The sequence below is a fragment of the Mesorhizobium prunaredense genome (genome assembly GCF_900156895.1).
GTDB lineage: Bacteria > Pseudomonadota > Alphaproteobacteria > Rhizobiales > Rhizobiaceae > Mesorhizobium > Mesorhizobium prunaredense.
Genome location: NZ_FTPD01000022.1, coordinates 106,625 through 127,189, shown reverse-complemented (window position 1 = coordinate 127,189; position 20,565 = coordinate 106,625). Strand labels below are relative to the sequence as shown.

Annotated in this window: 25 protein-coding genes and 3 pseudogenes; 12 read left to right on the top strand and 16 right to left on the bottom strand. The window is 60.4% G+C overall.

Translation table 11 applies throughout. The features are described from left to right. Nucleotides 1-58: 58 nt before the first annotated feature. From BQ8794_RS17500 to BQ8794_RS17490, 3 genes are all read left to right on the top strand, one after another. A complete protein-coding gene (locus tag BQ8794_RS17500) occupies nucleotides 59-304 on the top strand; it encodes a hypothetical protein (RefSeq protein WP_027155570.1) in 246 nt (81 codons plus the stop codon). A gap of 37 nt (nucleotides 305-341) precedes the next feature. Then, on the top strand, nucleotides 342-539 hold the full coding sequence (locus BQ8794_RS17495) for a hypothetical protein (protein WP_244555009.1): 198 nt from the start codon (nucleotides 342-344) through the stop codon (nucleotides 537-539). Nucleotides 540-1,063: 524 nt separating this feature from the next. Beyond that, nucleotides 1,064-1,363, top strand: a complete 300-nt coding sequence (locus BQ8794_RS17490) for a DUF1236 domain-containing protein (RefSeq protein ID WP_077379707.1) — start codon at nucleotides 1,064-1,066, stop codon at nucleotides 1,361-1,363. Nucleotides 1,364-1,420: 57 nt separating this feature from the next. On the opposite strand, the gene BQ8794_RS34840 is transcribed toward BQ8794_RS17490, so the two are convergent. From BQ8794_RS34840 to BQ8794_RS17480, 3 genes are all read right to left on the bottom strand, one after another. Further along, nucleotides 1,421-1,636 carry a hypothetical protein gene (locus BQ8794_RS34840; protein WP_143744597.1) on the bottom strand — a complete coding sequence of 72 codons (216 nt, stop codon included), beginning with the start codon at nucleotides 1,634-1,636 and terminating at the stop codon, nucleotides 1,421-1,423. A 28-nt stretch (nucleotides 1,637-1,664) separates the two neighbouring features. Further along, nucleotides 1,665-1,895, bottom strand: a complete 231-nt coding sequence (locus BQ8794_RS17485; protein WP_077379705.1) for a hypothetical protein — start codon at nucleotides 1,893-1,895, stop codon at nucleotides 1,665-1,667. A gap of 228 nt (nucleotides 1,896-2,123) precedes the next feature. Next, nucleotides 2,124-2,375, bottom strand: a complete 252-nt coding sequence (locus BQ8794_RS17480; RefSeq protein ID WP_244555008.1) for a hypothetical protein — start codon at nucleotides 2,373-2,375, stop codon at nucleotides 2,124-2,126. A gap of 127 nt (nucleotides 2,376-2,502) precedes the next feature. Here BQ8794_RS17480 and BQ8794_RS36585 point away from each other — a divergent pair. Continuing rightward, nucleotides 2,503-3,006: pseudogene (locus BQ8794_RS36585) on the top strand (CYTH domain-containing protein); the annotation flags it as partial. A gap of 33 nt (nucleotides 3,007-3,039) precedes the next feature. Continuing rightward, nucleotides 3,040-3,954, top strand: coding sequence for a CHAD domain-containing protein (locus BQ8794_RS36580; RefSeq protein ID WP_244555014.1), 915 nt, complete (start codon nucleotides 3,040-3,042; stop codon nucleotides 3,952-3,954). A 34-nt stretch (nucleotides 3,955-3,988) separates the two neighbouring features. Here the strand turns inward: BQ8794_RS36580 and BQ8794_RS17470 are convergent. Together BQ8794_RS17470 and BQ8794_RS17465 are read right to left on the bottom strand one after the other, a co-directional pair. Further along, nucleotides 3,989-4,322, bottom strand: a pseudogene (locus tag BQ8794_RS17470) (transglutaminase-like domain-containing protein); the annotation flags it as partial. Between the two features lie 43 nt (nucleotides 4,323-4,365). Further along, the gene (locus BQ8794_RS17465; protein WP_077379703.1) at nucleotides 4,366-5,256 is read right to left on the bottom strand and encodes a transglutaminase family protein; all 891 of its coding nucleotides are present in this window, start codon (nucleotides 5,254-5,256) and stop codon (nucleotides 4,366-4,368) included. A 318-nt stretch (nucleotides 5,257-5,574) separates the two neighbouring features. Here BQ8794_RS17465 and BQ8794_RS17460 point away from each other — a divergent pair, with 318 nt between their 5' ends. Continuing rightward, on the top strand, nucleotides 5,575-5,775 hold the full coding sequence (locus BQ8794_RS17460; RefSeq protein WP_036263866.1) for a hypothetical protein: 201 nt from the start codon (nucleotides 5,575-5,577) through the stop codon (nucleotides 5,773-5,775). 124 nt (nucleotides 5,776-5,899) lie between these two features. Here the strand turns inward: BQ8794_RS17460 and BQ8794_RS17455 are convergent, their stop codons facing one another. After that, nucleotides 5,900-6,100, bottom strand: coding sequence for a CsbD family protein (locus BQ8794_RS17455; RefSeq protein ID WP_077379701.1), 201 nt, complete (start codon nucleotides 6,098-6,100; stop codon nucleotides 5,900-5,902). 197 nt (nucleotides 6,101-6,297) lie between these two features. Beyond that, a complete protein-coding gene (locus BQ8794_RS17450) occupies nucleotides 6,298-6,561 on the bottom strand; it encodes a hypothetical protein (protein ID WP_077379700.1) in 264 nt (87 codons plus the stop codon). A gap of 219 nt (nucleotides 6,562-6,780) precedes the next feature. Between BQ8794_RS17450 and BQ8794_RS17445 the strand changes: the two genes are divergently transcribed. After that, a complete protein-coding gene (locus tag BQ8794_RS17445; protein ID WP_077379698.1) occupies nucleotides 6,781-7,065 on the top strand; it encodes a DUF3606 domain-containing protein in 285 nt (94 codons plus the stop codon). 30 nt (nucleotides 7,066-7,095) lie between these two features. Here BQ8794_RS17445 and BQ8794_RS17440 read toward each other — a convergent pair whose 3' ends face one another. The 7 genes from BQ8794_RS17440 to BQ8794_RS17410 form a co-directional block, all read right to left on the bottom strand. After that, nucleotides 7,096-8,016 (bottom strand): YihY/virulence factor BrkB family protein, encoded by a 921-nt coding sequence (locus BQ8794_RS17440; protein WP_077379696.1) that lies wholly within the window; start codon nucleotides 8,014-8,016, stop codon nucleotides 7,096-7,098. 172 nt (nucleotides 8,017-8,188) lie between these two features. Continuing rightward, on the bottom strand, nucleotides 8,189-8,905 hold the full coding sequence (locus BQ8794_RS17435; protein WP_077379695.1) for a hypothetical protein: 717 nt from the start codon (nucleotides 8,903-8,905) through the stop codon (nucleotides 8,189-8,191). 320 nt (nucleotides 8,906-9,225) lie between these two features. Next, nucleotides 9,226-9,636: a TadE/TadG family type IV pilus assembly protein gene (locus BQ8794_RS17430; protein WP_077379693.1), complete on the bottom strand. Its 411-nt coding sequence runs from the start codon at nucleotides 9,634-9,636 to the stop codon at nucleotides 9,226-9,228. Continuing rightward, nucleotides 9,626-10,069: a TadE/TadG family type IV pilus assembly protein gene (locus tag BQ8794_RS17425; RefSeq protein ID WP_077379691.1), complete on the bottom strand. Its 444-nt coding sequence runs from the start codon at nucleotides 10,067-10,069 to the stop codon at nucleotides 9,626-9,628. Before BQ8794_RS17425 ends, BQ8794_RS17430 begins: the two co-directional genes overlap by 11 nt. 5 nt (nucleotides 10,070-10,074) lie before the next feature. After that, the gene (locus BQ8794_RS17420; RefSeq protein WP_077379689.1) at nucleotides 10,075-11,310 is read right to left on the bottom strand and encodes a TadE/TadG family type IV pilus assembly protein; all 1,236 of its coding nucleotides are present in this window, start codon (nucleotides 11,308-11,310) and stop codon (nucleotides 10,075-10,077) included. 278 nt (nucleotides 11,311-11,588) lie between these two features. Beyond that, nucleotides 11,589-12,008 (bottom strand): DUF2314 domain-containing protein, encoded by a 420-nt coding sequence (locus BQ8794_RS17415; protein WP_077379687.1) that lies wholly within the window; start codon nucleotides 12,006-12,008, stop codon nucleotides 11,589-11,591. Nucleotides 12,009-12,092: 84 nt separating this feature from the next. Then, on the bottom strand, nucleotides 12,093-12,866 hold the full coding sequence (locus tag BQ8794_RS17410) for an SDR family NAD(P)-dependent oxidoreductase (RefSeq protein WP_077379684.1): 774 nt from the start codon (nucleotides 12,864-12,866) through the stop codon (nucleotides 12,093-12,095). A 204-nt stretch (nucleotides 12,867-13,070) separates the two neighbouring features. On the opposite strand from BQ8794_RS17410, the gene BQ8794_RS17405 reads away from it, so the two are divergent. The 3 genes from BQ8794_RS17405 (at nucleotide 13,071) to BQ8794_RS17395 (ending at nucleotide 15,122) form a co-directional block, all read left to right on the top strand. After that, entirely contained in the window at nucleotides 13,071-14,384 is a 1,314-nt protein-coding gene (locus BQ8794_RS17405) for an NAD(P)H-dependent oxidoreductase (RefSeq protein ID WP_077379682.1), read from the top strand. Nucleotides 14,385-14,487: 103 nt separating this feature from the next. Beyond that, a complete protein-coding gene (locus BQ8794_RS17400) occupies nucleotides 14,488-14,730 on the top strand; it encodes a type II toxin-antitoxin system VapB family antitoxin (protein WP_077379680.1) in 243 nt (80 codons plus the stop codon). Beyond that, nucleotides 14,730-15,122 (top strand): type II toxin-antitoxin system VapC family toxin, encoded by a 393-nt coding sequence (locus tag BQ8794_RS17395; protein WP_077379678.1) that lies wholly within the window; start codon nucleotides 14,730-14,732, stop codon nucleotides 15,120-15,122. The genes BQ8794_RS17400 and BQ8794_RS17395 overlap by 1 nt, the downstream gene beginning before the upstream one ends. 15 nt (nucleotides 15,123-15,137) lie before the next feature. Here BQ8794_RS17395 and proC read toward each other — a convergent pair whose 3' ends face one another. Both proC and BQ8794_RS17385 read right to left on the bottom strand, forming a co-directional pair. Then, nucleotides 15,138-15,953 (bottom strand): pyrroline-5-carboxylate reductase, encoded by an 816-nt coding sequence (proC, locus tag BQ8794_RS17390; RefSeq protein ID WP_077379676.1) that lies wholly within the window; start codon nucleotides 15,951-15,953, stop codon nucleotides 15,138-15,140. A 129-nt stretch (nucleotides 15,954-16,082) separates the two neighbouring features. Then, nucleotides 16,083-17,194 (bottom strand): annotated as a pseudogene (locus BQ8794_RS17385) (O-antigen ligase family protein); the annotation flags it as partial. 124 nt (nucleotides 17,195-17,318) lie between these two features. On the opposite strand from BQ8794_RS17385, the gene BQ8794_RS17380 reads away from it, so the two are divergent. Together BQ8794_RS17380 and folD are read left to right on the top strand one after the other, a co-directional pair. Further along, nucleotides 17,319-19,532, top strand: coding sequence for a GumC family protein (locus tag BQ8794_RS17380; protein WP_077379775.1), 2,214 nt, complete (start codon nucleotides 17,319-17,321; stop codon nucleotides 19,530-19,532). A 123-nt stretch (nucleotides 19,533-19,655) separates the two neighbouring features. Continuing rightward, a complete protein-coding gene (gene folD / locus BQ8794_RS17375) occupies nucleotides 19,656-20,555 on the top strand; it encodes a bifunctional methylenetetrahydrofolate dehydrogenase/methenyltetrahydrofolate cyclohydrolase FolD (RefSeq protein WP_077379674.1) in 900 nt (299 codons plus the stop codon). Nucleotides 20,556-20,565: the final 10 nt, after the last annotated feature.

Below are 20,565 nucleotides of genomic sequence, written 5' to 3'. Positions count from 1 at the left end.
GCTTGAAGGCCGCCGCATGTTAGACGAAAGTCGTATGGTTGGCAGGGAGGAACTGTTGATGAGCCACACTTTTCACACAGTCACGGTTGAAGGCGCGGCGGAGGCCTATGTCCTTTCCAGAGGCAAGGCTCGGTATCTCTCGATCGCGCAGGCGATCCGCGCCATTCGAACACTCATGCCGGCTTGCAAGGCCACCAACCACGAGTTGGAGGAGATGCTGGCGGCAGCATGCGTGGTGCACGGCGTGCCTGTCGCCTTCGACGCCAAAACAGCGGATGGCCTGGAACCACGGCTCCATTCGTAGGCCGGAAATGTCCGCGCCGCTGCAGAAGCCAAATTCATTGGATGTTCGGCAAGCGATTGTCCGCTACCTGATCGATCATGTCGACAATCCGAGCGTCTCGATAGTCGAAGTGACCATCGCCGTGAGGAAGATGTTTCCACTTTGCGAACTCACGGATTGGCAAATTGGCGATCTCATTGCGCGAAGCGCCATCGACGCGGGATTTGCGATCGATTTCGATGCGGCCCCTGGCTAGACGCCTCTGGGTAGCAGCATAGTGGCGTTCCGCAGTCGCCTCGATCTCTCGCGGCGGAACCAGGCTGGTAGCGCACATCGTTCCGGGACGATGGGCCGCAGGTTTCCCGAGCGGACTTGTGCGTCGCCGGCCTGCTGAGCGCAGCTGATCCTGGATCAAACCTGAGCGGGAGCATGCTATAATCCCGTATGGCCGCTCGCATAGTGGTTATCCTGGCGCTGCTTTCCGCCTTCGCCTACGGCTTCGCAAAACTCGTGGAACGTTATGGCGACGCTGGCGACAAGCCCTCTGCGTGTGAAAAATGGCCACAGCCTGATTGTCCAGACCCAAACGCGCCGCCTCAGCAAGAAACCAAACCTTGAGCGGGCGTTCGCGGGCGCCGCCAAACATCGGCGTTGATAGGCCGTGGCAACGGGTTCGCGCACAGCCAGTGGAACAAGAATTGCTCCGCATCGTTGAGATAACGAGGCAACCCGTCGCGGCAGCAATCAAGCACCGCAGCTGAAGGTTGCTTGGAGGCTATTATGGGAAAGCAACTTACATTGGCTGCGGCAGGCATGCTTCTGCTCGTCGGTGTCAGCGCCGCCGCCGCTCAGGACGTCATTATTCAACCCGAGCATGACACCGTGATCCGGGAATATGTGAAAAAGAAACCGGTGGCATCACTCAGCCTTCCCGGCGTGGAACTCAACATCGGCACAGCCTTGCCCGAAACGGTCGAGCTTTACGAGGTGCCGGACGTTCAGTACCGCTACGTCGTCATCGAGGGCCGAACCGTCCTGGTCGATCCAGGTACCCGCAAGATTGTGAAGGTCTACGACTGACGTGACCCCTCGCTCTGAAGCCCGCCATGCCGAAAGGCGCGGCGGGCTGGCGCCTTCTCAAGCGCGGCTTGGATTTCTTCTGTGATGGGGCTTTCCGGCCTCACGCTCGACCCCAAGCAGATCATACAGCGTGGCGATCAGGCTCTTGTATTGCTCAATGATATCGACAGAGAAACGCGCGAGTTGAACGGCATCGCCCCAATCGTGTGACGCTTCCCAGGCGATCATGTCGCGGCAAACCTCAATCTGTTGGTCGCGGATTGCTATCGGCATTGGTTGGACGCAAGCGCCATGCTCCTGATCAAGAGCCGTCTACACGCTCGGCTATGGCGAATGCCTGTAAGTTTTTGACCTTTCCATGGTCCTGGTCGGCGTTGGCGATAATCGAAAAGAACGCCGCGCGGGCGATGTCTTTCTTTGACGCGTTCGGATGTTCTTTCCTTGCCGCCTTCAGCAGTTGTTTCGGCGTCATATCCGGCGTCACGATCCGCATCAGAGTATCGCTGATCGCCTGCAATTCGGCTGCATCCATTGGGACAACGCTCCGTCCTTGGCTCCCCACTAGCAAGTCTAGCAGAGCGCCTTTATTAGCTGAAACTAAATTCACGTTACATGGAAGCCTCGCCGGCGCGTTCCGGCTGGCCGGCTGTCTCATACGGGCGAAAGCAGCCCTTCGCCAGAAGGGCGTTAACCAGCCAGGCCGGGCAGTGCCGCTCCGCAATGGGCGGAGAGACAGAGAGAAGAAGCCGCGCCGAGAGTTTCAGTCTTCCTTCAAATCTTCGGCTTCGTCTTTGAGCTTGGTCCAGTCGGCACCATGTTTACGCAACAAGGCGCGCGCCTGTTTCGGCGAGACGTCGGTAATTTCCGTCAGGTGCTCTACCTCCAGCTCTTGCCCCTGCACCACGCGGCTCGCCTCCTTCTTTTCTTTCTTTTCTTTGGTAGCCATCTCTGTGTCCTTCTCCTGCATCATCGGATGAACGAGGACCGAGAAGTGTGGTTCCGACTCGCGCATTGTCATTCGCCGGCTTGAGGTTCGGGCGCAGTTGGTCGAGGCGGGCGGTTGTTTGTGACAGTTTTATGACCCATCATGCGGTGGGGTCCCTCTGATTACCGTGAAGCGACGCTGCGCCGAGGACGTCATGCAGGAAACGGAACTGAAGCTCGAGCTTTCGCAGTCCGGTGCGGGGTCACTCCTGAAGAAAAATCCGTTCGGATCCCCGCCCATCAATCTTCAGCTGAGATCCATCTATTTCGACACCCCCGGATGGGATCTGTCCAAGCGCGGCGTGTCGCTTCGTATTCGGCAATCGGGAAATGAACGGATACAAACCGTCAAGGCCGGCGATGGCGCCGCGGCCGGATCGTTCACACGCGAGGAATGGGAGCGACCGGTCGCCGGCGATGCACCGATACTCGACGATCCGCAGATCCGAGACCTGCTCGCAGGGGCCGGCCCAAAGCTCGCGCCCTTGTTCGAGGTTCATGTCAAACGGCATTCTTGGAATGTGATGGATGGCGACGCCACGATCGAAGTCGCTTTGGATCTTGGCAAGGTCGTTGCAGCCGATCGCGAGGCGCCGCTATGCGAGATCGAGTTGGAAAAGAAGGCGGGCTCACCGACAGCGCTGTTTGCGCTCGCCCGGAAAGTCGACCTGATCACGCCGGCGCATCTCGGGGTGCTGAGCAAAGCGGAACGGGGCTATCGTCTGCTTGGCTCGGCGCCCGGTGCTGTGAAAGCGGCTTCGACCCCGCTCACTTCCGAGATGAGCACGGCAACGGCTTTCGCGCGCATCGCCGCGGCCTGTCTCAGACAGTTTCGTCTCAATGAAACGGCGCTGGGCTGGTCCCGCGATGCCGAGGCCCTGCACCAGGCTCGCGTGTCGCTGCGACGGCTGCGCTCCCTATGCTCGATCTGCAAGTCGCTGTTCGACGACAGCCGTTTCGACCACCTGCGAGGAGAATTGAAATGGCTCGCCTCGGAACTTGGCGATGCGCGCAATATCGACGTGATGATCGACCGCGCTTCGAGCGAGGCTCTTTCAGGCCGTCTTCAAGACGCGCGCGACGACGCCTATGCGGCGGTCGAAGCATCGCTCTCCTCGGTGCGCGCCCGCTCCTTGATGATCGATGCCACCGAGTGGATTTCCATCGGGGACTGGCGAACCGATCAATCGGACGAAACGTTGTACGAGCAGTCGTCAAAGGATTTCGCCTCCGGTGTATTTGATAAATTTTGGAAAAAGGTGGCGAAGGGCGGCAACAATCTCGTCGATGCCGATGACGAGACCCGCCATAAAGTGCGCATCGCCGCAAAGAAACTGCGCTATGCGGCGGAGTTCTTCGAACCGCTTTACAACAGCAAGGCGGAAGCCAAACGCCATCGACGGTTCATCACGGTGATGAAGGGCCTGCAGGATCAGCTCGGCAGCCTCAACGATCTCGCCACCGCCCCCGATATGCTGGCAGCGCTGGAGCTTTCGGACGTGGCTGGTGCGAAGGATCTCTTCAACGCTGAAGAGAAGTCCAAGCTTCTTGAGGACGCCGCGGAAGCGCACGACGCCTTTGTCAACACGAGGCACTTCTGGCGTTGAGGCAGCATGCAGAACCATAGGGACCGACGAAGCTCTAGCACCGCTTGCCAGCAGGCTCGGCTTGGATTTCTTCCGTGATGACTTCGAAGCGGGTGAGCCGGGAAAGACCGAAGCTCGTCGAGATGGCGACGTCATTCGCATCACATCCCGTCGCCATCAAGATTCTGCCTATGCGAGGCTGGTTATGCCGTGCATCAAAGGTGAACCAATGGCCGCTGAGATAGGCTTGGAACCATGCGTTGAAATCCATGGGATACGGCATCGGCGCCATCCCGATGTCGCCGAGATAGCCGGTGCAATATCGCGCCGGAATGTGCATGTAACGGCAGCGTGATTGCCAGATGTGCAAAATCACGACACACGCCGGCGAGCAAACTCCGGATTGCCGCGAACCGAAAACATCAGAAGATGCTAATTTTTGTTGATGCCTGCTTCCCTCACCACCTTGACCTCCACCGTCATGCCGAGAAAGCTCGACGCGCTGCCGCAGTAGCTTCCCGAAAGTGGGATGGCTTGCCCAGGATGCCTGGCCACGGCCACCCTGATCAGATCCCGGTTGCCGACAATGCCGTTGGTGGGGTCGAACTCGACCCAACCCGCGCCAGGCAAATAGACCTGGCACCAGGCATGCGTCGACCCACCGCCGACGACAGAACCGCTGTCGCGGCTCGGCACATAGACATAACCGGTCACAAACCGGGCGGCAAAACCGAGCGAACGAACCGCTTCCATCATGAACAGCGCAAAGTCCCGGCATGTGCCTCGACGCAGGTGCAAGGTCATGAGAGGCGGTTGCGTCCCTGATTCAGTTCGACGCGAATAAACAAAGCTCTCGTGGATGGCGTAGCAAAGCGTCATCAGCAATTTGCCGGTCTCGGTGCGCCCTTTGGCGCTCACGAACTGTCGTGCCCATTTGCCGATCTCGTCGCCGTCATCGAGGTGATGGCGCTCGATGGTTTGGGTGAGGTCGGTTGCCTCGTCGGGATGATAGGAAAATGGATAGCTGAGTGCAGCGTCATCGATACGGAAATCAGGCGCATGCTGCGGCGTGTGATCGAGCCGGATGTCTGTCACGAAACGCAGTTCGTCGCCCGAGCCGTTGAAATCGATTACCGCAACGCAGTTTCCGAAAACGTCGTGGATCCAGCCAATCTCTTTCGGCTCGGGGTCGACAAACAGGGCGTGATCCAGAAGTCGCTGGTCGAAACTGTCGCGCGGCCTGAACATCAGCCGGTGCTCGCCGAACCTCACCGGCTGCGTATAGTGATAGACGGTCGTGTGCTTGACTGAAAAGATCGGCATTGGCTTGCGTCGACCACCTGCGATATCAGCGCCATCATATAAGCTTTTTTGATGTGCAGCGGACAAAATGGGGCTGCCCCTCAAGACGGCCGTATCAGGCGGATTGATGAACAGATCGGCACGGCTAGCGCCGAATTGATCATGCATGCTGGCCCGCTGCTCTTGGTTCCGTTGGGCAGCATGGCCGCGAAAAAAGCAGCGGACGTGCGCCGCAGGCCTTTTGCAATCTCTAATTGGTAGACTCTCTCAAGGCCGGGGAAGTTAATCCTTGCGCCGCGGAGGGGCCAAGGCGAGGAACGTCGCAAACGGGAGGAAGCAATGAATGAAGACTACGAGCTGGCCATAGACCACGACAAGCCTTACGAAATAACTGCTTTCGCTAAAAAGCACGGCCTTACGACAAGAGCTGCCGAACTGATCCTTTTCGCCTATAGCCCGTCCCGCGCGGCGTGCGATACTGCCGCAACGGCTTTCCTCACCGCCGTCGCCGTGCAAGCCAAGAGACAATCGGCGCGCTAGCTCCGAATCCGAGAGCGATGGCTGGCGCAGATCAACTCGCCACTCGCACGCACCTCATTTCGAGCGTGAACTTGGATGATGTCGAGGCTGCGCCGATCGACGGCGCAGCCTGGATGTTGAAGACTCAGGTGAGGCTTCTGGACCAGTCCTCCACCTGGCGCTCCGCCTCTTCCTTGGCGATTCCATAGCGCTCCTGAATACGGCCTGCGAGTTGGTCACGATTGCCCTCGATGCGATCAAGGTCATCGTCGGTGAGGTCACCCCATTGCTCCTTGGCCCTACCCTTGAACTGCATCCATTTTCCCTTGATTTGATCCCAGTTCATGAATTCCTCCTTTGCTGCTCAAAGGGAAATGCAAACGGACGCCACACGTTCCCGACGGCGGACCGCCATGACGATTATTTATTGGGACGATTTTTATTGGCGATGCAGCAAAAGCCACCGGCCGAAGCCAGCGGGCGAATTCGAGCAGACGATCCGCGTCTTGAAATCACACTCGACGGCAAGCTTCCTCAGCCGGATCAGGTGGCGCGCGCCAAGGCGATCGATATGACGTTGTCCGTATCCGCGCCCGGTAGATCGAACAGCATCGGGAGTTGGCGGGTCATGGCCATTTCAACAATCAACTCCTCAATGGAAGCTGTCGGCAAGTCGGTCTCGACACTATTCGAGATCATCGAGGCAAGCTTGTGGACTGGCACAGGTGCCGACTTCGCACGATCGTCGAGCAACCTGCTGATTTCGATGACAACGTCTGCGTCAATGCTCTTTGGCAATTCGCGCATGGCTTTTCCTCCCTGCCCATATCATGCGCGTGCCAGAGGACTGAGTCTCGAAAAATCGACGTCGGGATTAAACCAAAGGCGTGCTTCGGTCTGATTGCTTTGGCCGTGCGTCCGGGCTGCGGCGAAAAGGCGCTTTGGTGTCGCATGCGGCAACGAAATCGCCCCTTTCGCGTTGGCCAATCATACATCGTGAACAAACGCGACAAAGGGGAGTAAAACATGGCAGCCGACGCGGCGAAGCTCTATCCTCGCCACCGGGATCGGATTTCTGGCAGCGAGGATTATGTGGTAAGGCATTTTGCCCGGCAAAACGGCATTACCCCGGCGCAAGTCCATCAGTTGATCAGGAGATATGGAAGCGACCGCGCCAAGCTGGTGGCTGCGGCGAAGGAACTTCGCACGTCGCTGCGACCGGATAACCCCAAAGCCATGCTCGCCTCAGGGCGCCGCGCCGGGCGTTTTAGCGCCGGTGTCGATGCCGGAAATGGCTTGGGGAGGCAGTGAGAGCCTGCAAAAAAATTCCAGACTTCGTTTTCAGACTTTTCGATCATGGCCGCCGTGGCCGGCTTCTGCCCGCGGTTTGCTTGCTTCAATGGTCGCCTCCAGATCGGACCGGCTGCCGTATCGAACCGAGTAAGCTCGTGTAAATTCGGCGCCCAACAGAAAGATCTCGGACGAATAAAAGACCCACAGCAGCACGACGAGTAGTGCGCCGGCTGCCCCGTATGACGATGCGACTGCGCTGGTCCCGATATACCAGCCGATCAGCGACTTGCCGATCGTGAAGAGAAACGCCGTTGCTACGGCGCCGACGCCGACGTCGCGCCATTGCAGCGCGCGGTCGGGCAAGACCTTGTAGATTGCCGCAAACAACAGCGCGATAAGCGCAAACGAAACGATGCCGCTGATCGCGCTGAGGATGAGGGTGCCAAAGGGCAAATATGCGTTGATGATATCGGCAAGCGCCGATATTGCCGCGCTTACGACCAGGGATACCAGCAGCAGAAAGCCAAGCGCCGCGACGAGACCCAGGCTCGCAGCTCGTGCCCGCACCAGACGTGAAATCGATGTGCCGCCCGGTTTGACCTTCCAGATATCGTTCAGGGCAACCTGCATTTCGCCGAACACGCCGGATGCGGTAACCAGCAGCGTGACGAGCCCCAAAATGCTCGCAAGAGTTCCCGCCTCCTTGTGTGCTGCGTTCTCGATTGTCGCTTGCAGGAGCTCGGCGCTCTGCGGACCCATCAGGCCCGCCATCTGGGCCGAAAGCGCCAGCTGTGCCGCATCGTTTCCGAAGGCCATGCCTGCGATGGCGACGACGATGAGCAGGATCGGCGGAAGCGAGGTCGTGGCATAGAACGCCATCGCTGCCCCGTGGCTCAAGGCATTGTCATTGATGAAGCCGACGATGCTCTCCTTAAGGAGTGTCCAGCCCTCTTTCGCCACATGCCACATGTTTGCCTCGCCTGCTTCTCAAGCAAATAGAGGCAGTATCGCGGCGGTCCAGAGCGTGGCAGGTCGCAAACCTCTAGCCCGGGCTAGGATTGGCGGCGGAGGCCGGTCGGCAGCGAACGTCCTCAGTCCCTTTCAGGCTCAGTCTAAGAGCCAAATCCTCTGTGCAGAGGAATCAGGTGACGGGTCTTGGCTTTGGCGCGACCTGTCCGGCGGCCCTTCTTGTGAGACCATCCTGCGTCGGGAAGGCCGCGAATGCCGCGATGGCCAGATAGATCGGAATCCCCAATTCGAGGATTTCCTCGAACACTGTCGAGGTATCGATCCGGGCGAGATGGATGCCGAGAAATGTGAGATTTGACGGCGCCCCGTCGATGACCTTCGAAAGGACGGCGCAACCGATAGCGGCGGCAATGGCAATGGCAGTCGCCTCGCCATGGCGAAGCCCGTGCACAAAGCTACGGAGGCCGTCTTTGATGAGAAAATAGAAGGCCACGCCGAGGGCGATAACGACCGTCGCGCCGATCAGCTTTTCCAACAGCGGAACGTCAGGCGAAATGTAGAGGGTGGTCTTGGTGATGTTGTGGGTGGTGAAATGCGCATGGAAGTCCAGCTCGCGCAGGCACATCGCGATCGCGATGGCGACGAGATACCAGCGCTTGAGCAACTCCCGATAGGACATTTCCCGCACAAGCGTCGCCACGACGATCAGGTAGCCGGCGGCCGAGAAGACTTCGATGGGGCCGCCCTCGCTGAGGTAGAACTTCCGGATGTCTTCGGGAAGAAAGGCGAGCGGCAGGGCGATAAGAAAGACGAGCACCAGCAGCGCAAGGCCCATTTGATTGAAATAGTGGCCTTTGCCGTAACCGGTCTTTCTTTCGCTCCACGCCATATCTGTCTCGCCCATCTGTCTTGTGCCGACTCTCTGTTGATCGTGATTTCACTCAATTTGAAAGACTGGCCCGTTGTCAAGTTGCCGCGCCCTATGCCTGCCCTATGCCCGGCCGCTTGCCGGCGCGCTGAGGGCATAAGTGCGCAAGCGTGGCGAGCCTGGTCCGGCCTAGCGCGGTGATGGCTGTCCTGTCCAGAAACGTGTCTTTGTAGCGACGACCACCCGTTCGCTCACGCCATCGATCGCCGCCATCAATCCCGCGTCGGAGTTGATCAATCGGCACCCAACCGCCTGTTGCGTAAAGGCGCTATTGGACGCGCTTATGATGCAACCAACGGAACTGTGACAGTTGTCGCATAATTGATCGGATATTGGTCGAAGTACGGGAACTCGATCACGAAAGCATATCTGGCCGTGAGATGCGCCATGCGGAAGCCGCCGCTGGGCGGGTCGATTGCTATCGTCACATCGACATCTTTCAATCCCAAACCCAGCAATTTTTCTGTGGCTATGGCCTCTATTTCGGCCTCGGTCAGCGAGTTCTTCAACTGCAGCGCACGTGAGGACGTTTCCAGCGTATAGCGAACGCTGGACATGGCATTCAGAGCCCAGCCGAATGCGAAGATACCGAACAAAAGCATTATCAGAAAAGGTGCGATCAGCGCGAATTCCAGCCCAGTCCCGCCTGATGCATCACGGCTGAACGCTCTCGCGATCCGTTTAGCGGACACGGATCACCTCTTGATGGCCGATCTCGCGAGAAAGAGAAAACGCGCCAAAAATGAAAAGCGGGGACCAGGTCGCCGTCGCTTTTATTTCCACGAAGACCGAGGGAGCTTTCGTCCCCCCGTTGCACAGGCTCGATGCATCGACCACGGTGCTTCCGCACATGTATTTCCGGCCCAGTGTAACCTGTGCGCCTTCGGGATGGTTTTCCCAACTCGAAAGGGCGACGGCTTGGGTGGCCGCGTCGTCGGTTGCTCCCTCCATCACAAGATTTGCCGCCGTCTTGACGCTTGCGCGCATCGACAGCGAGCTTGATACGAAAGACCAGCCGCCAATGATGCCGAAAACCACCAGGCAAAGGATTGGCACAATCAGGGCAAACTCCACCGCAGCAACACCCGAATCGTTCCGGAAAATCCGACCTGACCGCCGTTCCATGACGGTTACTCGACAAGCTGAACGGATTGCGCGGCCGGAATCTCTCGCATTCCGAGGCTCGTACAATCCTGCTTGATGCTTGTAGCGCCGGACCACTCTATCGTATCGGCGACGACCTGTGTGCAACCACCTTGGCCCGAGAAATTGCCGAGATATTTAACCTCCTGCGTTGGAAAATACAGAGCACCGGTCAAAAGCGAATCCGCCGTGCCATTAAACGTGTTCGATTCCGCCAGGTTTGCTCTGTCGCCGTAAAACAGCACACCCGAATAGGTGCCTGACGTCGGTGCGCTTAGCTTGACGGAGGCCGTGCCGTTCATGCTGACGCCGGAGCTGCCCGCCAGATAGATGATGACTCCGTCGCCGGAAATGTTTGCGTTCGCGTTTGCTTTGAAATCGCCCCCCTCAACGACATATACCCCAGGCGAGAGCGTTACACTGCCGCTCAAGCTGAGCCCCTTGCAGTATGTTCCAGGTCCCAAGGTGGACCGATTGTCGTTTTGACAGGGGTTCGTGGCTGGCGGTGCCGGCAAGTCGGCAAAAGGATCCGCAGCGGGCAGCGCCTGGGTAAGCGGGTTCGCGCAAACGGTTTTTACAACGTTGCTCAATGAAACACCGCCTGCCGATATCAGGCAATCGGCCTCCAGAGATGCCGACCCTTGAAGCTTGAGGGCGTCCGCGGCGATTGAATCCGACATGACGGAGCAGCCGGTCAGCTTGAGGTTTGAACTGCCGGAAAAGAGCGCCGCTCTCGAAGCGGAAGGATTGAGCGCCAGAACGCAGGCTTTTGACGCGTCCGTGATAAGAGCCACGGCCCTTGCCTGTGCGCCGACCGCGCTTTGACTGAATATCGATGTGAAAAATCGATCGAGCGTCTGATGGACGACTACTTCAACGGCCTTTTTTGCGACATTCGGTCCGGACGAGGGAGGCGTGAAGACCTCGATCGTGCCTGTCGATGGTCCCCAGCCGTTCGTGATCGCTGACAGTGTCGCGGCCGAGACGATCGTTGGCTTGTCGGATCCCGAAACTTTTTCCAAAGCGCCAGCATAGGCTGCCGCATCCGCCACCGCCTGTAATTTCAGGCTGCTATAATACCAATAGGAAGTCTCGACACCGAGCCCCGCTCCGCCGACAACAATCGGCAAAGACAGGGCAAAAATAATAGCAACGTTGCCGCTCTCCCCGATTCGTCGCGGACAACTGAAAAAACGCCTGAAGGTACCGCCACACCAGCCCATTACCTATTCAAGCAAGGATGCATAAAGGAATGACTAAGAATTTCACTCGATTTGTTAGTTGGGCTCCTCGCTATCCGCCGACGCTGAACCAGCTTCTTCCAAACCAGGCGCGCGCAGCGGCGTCACAAGTTCTGTTGGCGCTGGATAGAACGCGGACGTTGGCCCTAAAAAGATCTTCGTTAAGCGTGTGTTGAGTCAGGACGGCAGTGGCTCATAAACTGAAACCCCGACGTATCGATCGTATGAGCCACGATCTTTCTCAGGAAGCTTGTCTCGGGTTACGCGCAATGTGAATCCCCATGCACGTGCCCCTTGGCGAGAACCATCCAATCGAAAATATCGTCGCCTTCAAATGCGAGTCTCTGGGCGGCCTGATGCCATTTCTGAAGCTCGGGTGGCACCTCGAAAAACGTACCCGAAAATAGCCGCTCCTCAGCATGATAATGCACGGTGGTAAGCCAAAGGAAAAGAAAGCTGTCCTCGCCAAGACGTTCCGACTCGTCAGGGTCGCGAAACCGAAGCTTCGCTGAACACAGGGCGTCTGCATTCCTCTCTATGTGTTCGATAAATATCGGCACACTCGCAAGCGCTCGGTCGTAAGCAGCTAGGGTGGCGGGGTCTGTTTTCGAGATAGCCAGGAAGAGTGGCTCATCCCGCGGCTCGTCGAATTTACCGTTCGATTGAAATTTTTCGCTCATAAAAGACCTCTTGGACTAACCTTGAACGCTCAGCGAAACCTCAGCACTCGCGAGGCGGTGTTGCAGCACCAGCCAAAGCGCCCCTCACGCCACCGACCAGCCGCCATCGACCAGTATGTTCGCGCCGGTGATCAGCGACGCGGCCGGCGAGGCGAGGAACACCACGGTGCCCGCGACATCGATCGGATCACCGATGCGGCCGAGCGGGATGTGGCCGAGCACATGCCTATGAAACTCCGGATCGGCGAGCGAGGGCCGCGTTCCGTCGGTCCAGATGAAGGTCGGTGCGACGCTGTTGACGGTGATCTTGTGCTGCGCCCATTCGGCCGCGAGGCAGCGGGTGAGGTGGTTTATCGCCGCCTTGGTCATGCAGTAGATCGCTTCGCCCTTCAGCGTCACCGTGCCGGCCTGCGAACTGATGTTGATGACGCGCCCGGATTTCTGCTCGATCATCAGCCGTCCGACCGCCTGGGTGGTGAAGAACGTGCCCTTGAGGTTGACGTTAACGGTGAGGTCGAAATCCGCTTCGGTCACGTTCTCCGCCAGGTTTTCAGGTCCAAGCCCGACATTGTTGACGAGTACGTCGATGCGGCCGAAGGCGGCGTGGGCGTCGGCGACAGCTTTTCGCACCGTCGCCAGATCGGTGAGGTCCATCTGTACCGCCAGCGCGCGCATGCCCATGCGCTCGATCTCGGCGGTGAGATCCGCGCCGTCGGCAGCACTGCGCACACCGACGATCACGTCGGCGCCGGAGCCGGCGCAGGCGAGCGCGCAAGCGCGTCCGATGCCGCGCGAGGCGCCAGTGACCAGCACGACCTTGTCAGCCAGATCGAATTTCGGCGTGAACTCGTTCGTCATCTCAACCTCCCCTGAAAACCCTGCGCGAGGCGCGCCGCCCGACAGGGACGGTCTCCTCAGCCCTGAACATTACCGGGGCGGATACACTACCCGCTCGAGATATGAACGCCAGTCACAAGAAATTGCCGACGGCGGCCGGTTTCGTTGGCAAAAGGTTACCGTTCCCTGCTATTCCCCTCCAAATCAAAAGCAGTGGACTTGCGCATGACCAATGTCGCCTTGACCGGGCTTGCCCGCGATCTCGCCAAGCGTGCCGCGGAAGGCCGACCGGTGCGCATCGGCGTCATCGGCTCCGGCGAGATGGGCACCGACCTGGTGACGCAAGGCATGCTGATGCCGGGCATTTCGGTGTGCGCCGTCTCGACCCGCCGCCCGCACACCGCGCGTGATGCCATCCGCATCGCCTATGGCGATGAGGCGATGGCACGGGAGGCCGATACGCCGTCGAAGGTCAGCGAGGCGATCGAGGGCGGAAAAATCGCCATCACCTCGAACGAGATGCTGGTCACCAATCCGCTGATCGACGTGGTCATCGACGCCACCGGCAAGCCCGGCGTCGCCGCCGATTTCGACCTGATGGCGATGCAGCAGGGCAAGCATCTGGTGATGATGAATGTCGAGGCCGACGTCACCATCGGCTGCTATCTGAAGCAGCAGGCCGACCGGCTCGGCGTCGTCTATTCGGTCGGCGCCGGCGACGAGCCGTCGAGCTGCATGGAACTGATCGAGTTCGCCTCCGCGCTCGGCTACACCATCGTCTCGGCCGGCAAGGGCAAGAACAACCCGCTCAACCACGACGCCGTGCCCGATGACTATCGCGCGGAAGCGCTGCGCCGCAACATGAACCCGCGCATGCTGGTCGAGTTCGTCGACGGCTCGAAGACCATGGTCGAGATGTGCGCCATCGCCAACGCCACCGGGTTGGTGCCCGACATCGCCGGCATGCACGGGCCCAAGGCCGACCGCGATGAATTGGCCAAGGTGCTCATCCCGCGCGCCGATGGCGGCATCCTGTCGAGAAAAGGCGTCGTCGACTACACCATCGGCAAAGGCGTGGCGCCCGGCGTCTTCGTCATCGTCGAGGCGACCCATCCGCGTATCATCGAACGCATGGACGACCTGCATATCGGCCACGGGCCCTATTACAGCTTCTTCCGGCCGTATCATCTGACCTCGCTGGAAGTGCCGCTCACCGCCGCGCGCATTGCGCTCTATGGCACGCCGGACATGGTGCCGCTGCCGAGGCCGGTAGCCGAGGTCTGCGCCGCGGCCAAGCGCGATCTGGCGGCGGGAGAGACCTTCGACGCGATCGGCGAGACCTGCTACCGCTCCTGGACCATGACTGTCGAGGAGGCCCGCGCCAACCGCGCCGTGCCGGTCGGCCTGCTCGAAGGCGGCAAGGTGCTGAGACCGGTCAGCAAGGGCGAGCTGCTGACATCAGCCAATGCCGCGCCAGACCCGACCACTAGGCTGTTCGCCTTGCGCCGGCTGCAGGACGAGATGCTGTACGGGGCTTGACGCCGTCGAGAGCGGCACCTGTCGGACGCTTTCGGCCGGGCGCGCTGGTGTTGTCATGACAAACTCTCTATATTGTATTGACAACGAGGCGGAGGCCGATTGCATGAATCTTCAGATCAGGGATCCGCGCGCACGCGAACTGGCACGACAGCTTGCCGCCAAACGCAACATTTCCATGACCGAGGCGGTCATCGAAGCGCTTGAATCCGAATTGAAACGGGAAGGCGGACGCATTCCCCTGGCGGAGCGGCTCGCTGCCATTGCCAATGACATCAAAGCCAAGGCAGGCCAGGGCGGTCGGGCTGTGACGAAGGATGAAATCGATGACATGTGGGGGCATCCCTGATGTTCGTCGACACCTCCGTGGTTGTCGCGATTCTTTCAGGAGAAGAGGATGCCGGCGAGTGGAGCAATCGCATCGAGGCAGCGCCCGTAAGGATAACTTCGGCGCTGGTGGTGCTTGAAGCGGCGATGCGGCTTTCGACGATGCTTGCCGTCCAGCCGGTTATCGCCGGAGACGCGATAGACGCGTTTCTTCGCGAGGCTGAAATCGAAATCGTGCCGATCGACGCCCGTGATGCCGTGCTCGCGATCCAGGCGTTTTCAGACTATGGAAAAGGGCGCGGGCATCCCGCCCAGTTCAACTTAGCCGACTGCCTTTCTTATGCCTGTGCAAAGAGTCATGGTTCCGCACTGCCCTACAAGGGTAACGACTTTTCGCATACCGATCTCGCGTAATCCGCAAAGCCGCCACTACTTCCCCAGTTCGATCGACCGCAACCGCGCTGCTTCCACCGCTTCGGTGAGCAGGTGGATCAGCCGGTCCTCGCCCATCAGCACGGCAAGTGCGGCGGCCGTTGTGCCGTTGGGGCTGGTCACCTGCTGGCGCAGCACGCCCGGATCTTCGCCGCTTTCGGCGGCGAGCGAGGCGGCGCCATAGACCGTCTGCACGGCCAGCAGCCTGGCGGTTTTGGCTGGCAATCCGGCCTTCTCGGCAGCCACGGCCAGTGCTTCGATGAAATGGAAGATATAGGCCGGGCCAGACCCTGACACCGCCGTCACCGCGTCCATCAGGCCCTCGTCGTCGATATCTGTCACTTCGCCGCTCGCCGAAAGGAGATCGGTAACGAAACGTTTCGTGTCGATGGAGACCAGCCGGTTGGAAAACACCACCATCATGCCCTTGCCGATCGCCGCCGGCGTGTTGGGCATGCAGCGCACGATCGGCGCGCGATCGCCCAGAATGGCCTCGAAAGTGGCGGCCGGCGTTCCGGCGGCGATGCTGAGGAAGGTGGTGCGGCCATCATTGAAGCGCTTGTAGGCGGCGGTCACGTCGCGGATCACTTGCGGCTTCACCGCAATGACAACGAGGGCCGGCACCGCGTCCGCCGGAATGCCGCCGGCATCCGCGGCAGCACTGCAGCCCAGCGCTTCGGCGCGCTTGCGCAAATCGGCATTGGGCTCGACCACGAAGACCGCCGCCGCGGGGAGCTTGCCCGATTTCAGCCAGCCCGAGAGCATGGCGTAGCCCATATTGCCGCAGCCGGCGAGAACAAGCCTGATCGTCATGGAAAACCTCCGCTAGAGCATCGGACCCAAAAGGGGGTACCGGTTTTGGCAAAATCCGATGCTCAAACAAAAAGATGGCTTCCCATAGACGTTCGTGGCGGGGCGGGGAAGTCCTGTTGGGACGGAGGATCAGGACCGACCGCGAACCGCCATCGGCCGCAGCGACACTTGCCTCAGGCCGAACATGCCGAACACGAAGAACAGCCAGACCGGGTCGGCGCGATGGAAGAAGAAGCTTTCGAAGAAGGCGTTCAGCGCTGCGAACAGCACCACCATCATGAAGAAGTCGCCGAGATGAATGTTCTCCTTGCGCAAGGGAATGCGCATGTAATCGCGCAGCGGCGCGACCAGGAACGTGTAGACCGCCACGCAAAGCGCCGGGATGCCCATCAGCACTGCGATGTCGAGGTAGCCGTTATGGCCGTGCACGATGGTTCTGATGTCCCAGGCCCGATCGAAGGGCTGGTCCTGGTTCAACAGCAGCGGCGTGCCCCAGAAGCTCTCGAAGCCGTAGCCGGTCCACGGCCGCTCCGCCAGCATCTCGCCGGCGAACTCCCACAGCGTCGTGCGCCCGGTATAGGTCGGGAAAATAGAGTGCAGCCAGATGCTTCACCGGCGGCAGGAAGACGATGCCCAGCGTGCCGATCGCCGCGGCGATGATGGCCAGCGCGAACAGGATCGGCGTCCCAAGCCGCATGCCGATCAGGCTTGGCAGCACGACGATCAGGATCGAAAACGGCACCAGTCCGGCCGTCGTCTTGGAACCGCTGTGCAGCATGAAGATCATCGCCGCGCAAAAGATCGATGCGCCCCAGAGCCGCTGTCCGCGCCGGTAGAGGTAGAGGCCGGCGAAGCTGAAGCAGGCCATGATAGGCCCGGCGATGTTCTTGTGGGTGAACACGCCGCGCCACAGGCCGGCATGTTCCGGCTCCAGCGAATCGGTGGTGTGCAGCGCCTCGTTTGGAAAGACGATGAGCCCCGATATAGGACAGGCCGATGACGACGACGATGGTGAAGATGATGACTTTCGAGAAGGCTTCGGCGTCGCGCGGAAGCGCCAGGATCGTCGCCATCGTCAAAATGCCGATCAGCGTGAAGAAAGCGGCGCGCATGGCCGACGGCCGATCGGTTGCCATCACCACCGAAAACATCAGGAAAGCCAGCATCAGCAGCCAGGACGGGCTGAACAGCGAACGCACCACGCGCGGGTCGGCAAAAGCTATGAGCGAGAAGAAGGGTACAACCCTAGAGGGAAACCTTGTCTTCAAGGCAGGGAAATTAACCTTTTGTTTCCTATGCTTGTCTAGCGTGGCTTAACGAATGGCTGACCGCGCGTCCAAGCCGCAAAGGGCAAGCTCCACGACAATGGTCGACAGGCAAAACCGTGAAGATTGGAAGCGCGAGCGGTCCTTGCTGGCGCTCGGCCAGGCGTTGCGCGGCGAAGAAGAACCATCGCTGGTTGCAATCGGGGACCGGGCAGACCCGTCATGGCGCGAGGATGCCGCAACGCGCCATCGTGTCGCGCGCTTACGCCGCGAGGAGCGAGCGCATCCGGAACTCTCGGCAACCCCGGAGTCCTCGGCGACCCCGGAACGCTGGGTGGCTCCGGAGTTATCGGCAAGCGATGAAACAAGCCGGTTTCAAGCCGAGGATGCATCGGCTTCGGCCGCCCGGATGCCGCCTGAGACTGACGAGCCCGTTGAAGCGGACCATGCGGAAGCCGCGTTCGATCCTCGATACGCCAGGCAGCGGCCGGAGCCGGTTGCAGCCGGTGTTTCCGAGGACCGGCGTTCCGATGCCGATCCTCGATACGCCGCGTTCGATCCCCGACACGCCGCGTTCGAGCCTCGACACGCCGGACCCGAGCCTCGATACGCCGCACCCGAACCTCGATATGCAGATGACGAGCCGCGGTCTTCCCGTCAGGACGACAGACAAGAATGGAGGCCGTTGATCGATCCGATGCAGGTCGTCCGCGGCATTGCCCGCTCGAAGCTGCTGATCGTCGCCATGACGATACTGGGCGCCACGCTTGGCGTCGCCATCGCGCTGTCGACGCCGAAGAAATACGAAGCCACCGCAGAGCTGATCGTCGACCCGCGCGACCTGAAGCTCACCGACCGCGTCCTCACCCAATCGGTGGTTGCGTCCGACGCTACGCTGGCCATCGTCGAAAACCAGGTTCGCGTGCTCACCTCCGGTACCGTTCTCAACAAGGTCGTCGACAAGCTCAATCTCATCAATGATCCGGAGTTCAACGGGCAAGGTTCCGATGGCCTGGGGATGATGACGTTCATCCGGTCGATGCTGTCGCGCAATGACGGGCCGGCTGCCGGTGAGGGTCGCCGCCGTGCGCTGGCCGTCGCCAATCTGGCCGAGAGCCTTTCGGTCGAGCGCGGCGGCAAGACCTTTGTCATCTCCGTAAGCGCCACCACGCAAAATGGCGAGAAGTCGGCGCTCATCGCCAACACGATGACGGACGTCTTTCTGCAGACCTTCGGTCAGATCCAGTCCGACACCGCTGGCCGCGCGACCAACGAGCTGACGGGCAGGCTCGACGAGCTGCGCAAGGGCGTGGAAGCGGCCGAGCGCAAGGTCGAGGATTTCAGGGCCGCGCACGACCTCGTCGACGCGCAAGGCCACCTGATCAGCGACGACGAGATGCTTAAGCTCAACCAGCAGCTGGCCATCGCCCGCGCGCGCACGCTGGAACTTAACGCCCGCGCGGCGTCGGCGCGCTCGATCGACGTGAGTTCGGTTCTGAGCGGCACCTTGCCGGAGGAGATCAACTCCAACACCATGAGCGAGTTGCGCTCGCACTATGCGACGCTCAAGCAGGAGGCTGACCGCGCCGCGATCCGGCTCGGGCCGCGCCATCCCGAGCTCCAGGCGCTCAATGCTCAGCTTGCCGGATCGCGCGAGCGTATCGCCGGGGAACTGCGCCGCATCGCCTCGTCGCTGCAGGTCGACCTCAGGCGCGCCGTGCAGCTCGAACAGGATCTGGCCTCCCGGCTGGCGCAGTTGAAGGTCCGCAGCGGCGACGTCAACAGCGACCTGGTCACGTTGCGCGAACTGGAGCGCGAGGCCGCCGCCAAACGCTCCGTCTATGAACAATATCTCCTCCGCGCCAAGGAGACCGGCGAGCAGAAGGACATCAACACCGCCAACATCAACGTGATCTCCAAGGCGTTCGCCCCGCTCGAGCCGAACGGACCGTCGCGCGCCATGACGGTGCTTGCCGGCCTGCTGGCGGGGCTTGCTTCCGGTGTCGGCCTCGGCGCCATGCGCGGCGCCTATGCGAGCCTGCGCGAAACCGCCGATTCGCGGCCGCGCCGCAGGGCAGAAGGGCGCCGGACACCCATTGAAGACAAGGCATCCAAGGCGCCACCCGTTCCGCCCCATGCCGAACCAGTGCCTTATCCGCAGCAGCAGTATCCCCGGGCCTCGTCGGACGAGGCAAGTCAGGCTTCGAAAGCCGCTGAACAGCAAGCCTCCATCGAGGAAATCCGAGCCAGCTTGCGCGAATTCCGCGAAGCGGTTCGCGAACTCACCGAAAGCCGATCGCGGCGCCATTTCTGAGCGCCGAATAGAATAAAAGCCATCGGTTTCGAGTTAGCGGCATAAGACGGCGCTTTGACGGGATTGCCCGGTCGGATTTTCGTGAGAATGCCGCCCGAAGCAGAACGATGTTGAGGATGGTTGATGGCCGAGTTGATTGACGGAAAAAGCGTTGCCGAAGGCGTGGTGCAGCGCGTCAAGGCCCTGACGATCGAACTGATGGAAAAGGGCGCGCAGAAGCCCGGTCTCGCCGTGGTCATCGTCGGTGAGGATCCGGCGAGCCAGGTTTACGTCGCCTCCAAATCCCGCACCGCCAAGGAATGCGGCTTTCATTCGGTCCAGCACACGCTGCCGGCCGAAATGTCCGAACAGGAACTGCTTGCTATCATCGGCGAACTCAACGCCGATCCCGGCATCAACGGCATCCTGGTGCAGCTTCCGCTGCCTGACCATATCGATGCGGGCAAGGTCATCCAAGCAATAGCGCCGCAAAAGGATGTCGACGGCTTCCACTTCATCAATGTCGGCAAGCTCGGCACCGGTGAACTGGAGACGGCGTTCGTGCCTTGCACGCCGGCCGGCTCGATGCTGCTCATCGAGCGTGTGCGCGGCAAGGATCTTTCCGGGCTCAATGCGGTGGTCGTCGGCCGCTCCAATATCGTCGGCAAACCGATGGCCAATCTTCTGCTTGCCGCAAACTGCACCGTCACTGTCGCGCACAGCCGCACGAAGGACCTGGCTGCACTGGCGCGCACCGCCGACATTCTCGTTGCCGCTGTCGGCAGACCTGAAATGGTCAGGGGTGACTGGGTCAAACCGGGCGCCACCGTCATCGACGTCGGCATCAACCGCATCGCGGCGCCAGAAAAGGGCGAAGGCAAGACCCGTCTCGTCGGTGACGTCGCCTTTGCGGAAGCGGCCAAGACCGCCGGCGCCATCACGCCGGTGCCCGGCGGCGTCGGACCGATGACCATTGCCATGCTGATGGCCAACACGCTAGCTTCCGCCTATCTCGCGGCCGGATTGAAACGGCCGTCTTTCTGAACCTGGAAAG

Coding starts and splice junctions, on each gene's coding strand:
- BQ8794_RS17440 (WP_077379696.1), bottom strand. CDS start 8,016: ATGTGGCATGTGGCGAAAGAGGGCTGGACACTCCTTAAGGAGAGCATC.
- folD (WP_077379674.1), top strand. CDS start 19,656: ATGGCCGAGTTGATTGACGGAAAAAGCGTTGCCGAAGGCGTGGTGCAG.
- BQ8794_RS17465 (WP_077379703.1), bottom strand. CDS start 5,256: ATGCCGATCTTTTCAGTCAAGCACACGACCGTCTATCACTATACGCAG.
- BQ8794_RS17450 (WP_077379700.1), bottom strand. CDS start 6,561: ATGCGCGAATTGCCAAAGAGCATTGACGCAGACGTTGTCATCGAAATC.
- BQ8794_RS17435 (WP_077379695.1), bottom strand. CDS start 8,905: ATGGCGTGGAGCGAAAGAAAGACCGGTTACGGCAAAGGCCACTATTTC.
- BQ8794_RS17455 (WP_077379701.1), bottom strand. CDS start 6,100: ATGAACTGGGATCAAATCAAGGGAAAATGGATGCAGTTCAAGGGTAGG.
- BQ8794_RS17425 (WP_077379691.1), bottom strand. CDS start 10,069: ATGGAACGGCGGTCAGGTCGGATTTTCCGGAACGATTCGGGTGTTGCT.
- BQ8794_RS17410 (WP_077379684.1), bottom strand. CDS start 12,866: ATGACGAACGAGTTCACGCCGAAATTCGATCTGGCTGACAAGGTCGTG.
- BQ8794_RS17380 (WP_077379775.1), top strand. CDS start 17,319: ATGGTCGACAGGCAAAACCGTGAAGATTGGAAGCGCGAGCGGTCCTTG.
- BQ8794_RS17500 (WP_027155570.1), top strand. CDS start 59: ATGAGCCACACTTTTCACACAGTCACGGTTGAAGGCGCGGCGGAGGCC.
- BQ8794_RS17445 (WP_077379698.1), top strand. CDS start 6,781: ATGGCAGCCGACGCGGCGAAGCTCTATCCTCGCCACCGGGATCGGATT.
- BQ8794_RS17400 (WP_077379680.1), top strand. CDS start 14,488: ATGAATCTTCAGATCAGGGATCCGCGCGCACGCGAACTGGCACGACAG.
- BQ8794_RS34840 (WP_143744597.1), bottom strand. CDS start 1,636: ATGCCGATAGCAATCCGCGACCAACAGATTGAGGTTTGCCGCGACATG.
- BQ8794_RS17420 (WP_077379689.1), bottom strand. CDS start 11,310: ATGGGCTGGTGTGGCGGTACCTTCAGGCGTTTTTTCAGTTGTCCGCGA.
- BQ8794_RS17395 (WP_077379678.1), top strand. CDS start 14,730: ATGTTCGTCGACACCTCCGTGGTTGTCGCGATTCTTTCAGGAGAAGAG.
- BQ8794_RS17405 (WP_077379682.1), top strand. CDS start 13,071: ATGACCAATGTCGCCTTGACCGGGCTTGCCCGCGATCTCGCCAAGCGT.
- BQ8794_RS17480 (WP_244555008.1), bottom strand. CDS start 2,375: ATGCGCGAGTCGGAACCACACTTCTCGGTCCTCGTTCATCCGATGATG.
- BQ8794_RS17490 (WP_077379707.1), top strand. CDS start 1,064: ATGGGAAAGCAACTTACATTGGCTGCGGCAGGCATGCTTCTGCTCGTC.
- BQ8794_RS17460 (WP_036263866.1), top strand. CDS start 5,575: ATGAATGAAGACTACGAGCTGGCCATAGACCACGACAAGCCTTACGAA.
- BQ8794_RS17485 (WP_077379705.1), bottom strand. CDS start 1,895: ATGGATGCAGCCGAATTGCAGGCGATCAGCGATACTCTGATGCGGATC.
- proC (WP_077379676.1), bottom strand. CDS start 15,953: ATGACGATCAGGCTTGTTCTCGCCGGCTGCGGCAATATGGGCTACGCC.
- BQ8794_RS17415 (WP_077379687.1), bottom strand. CDS start 12,008: ATGAGCGAAAAATTTCAATCGAACGGTAAATTCGACGAGCCGCGGGAT.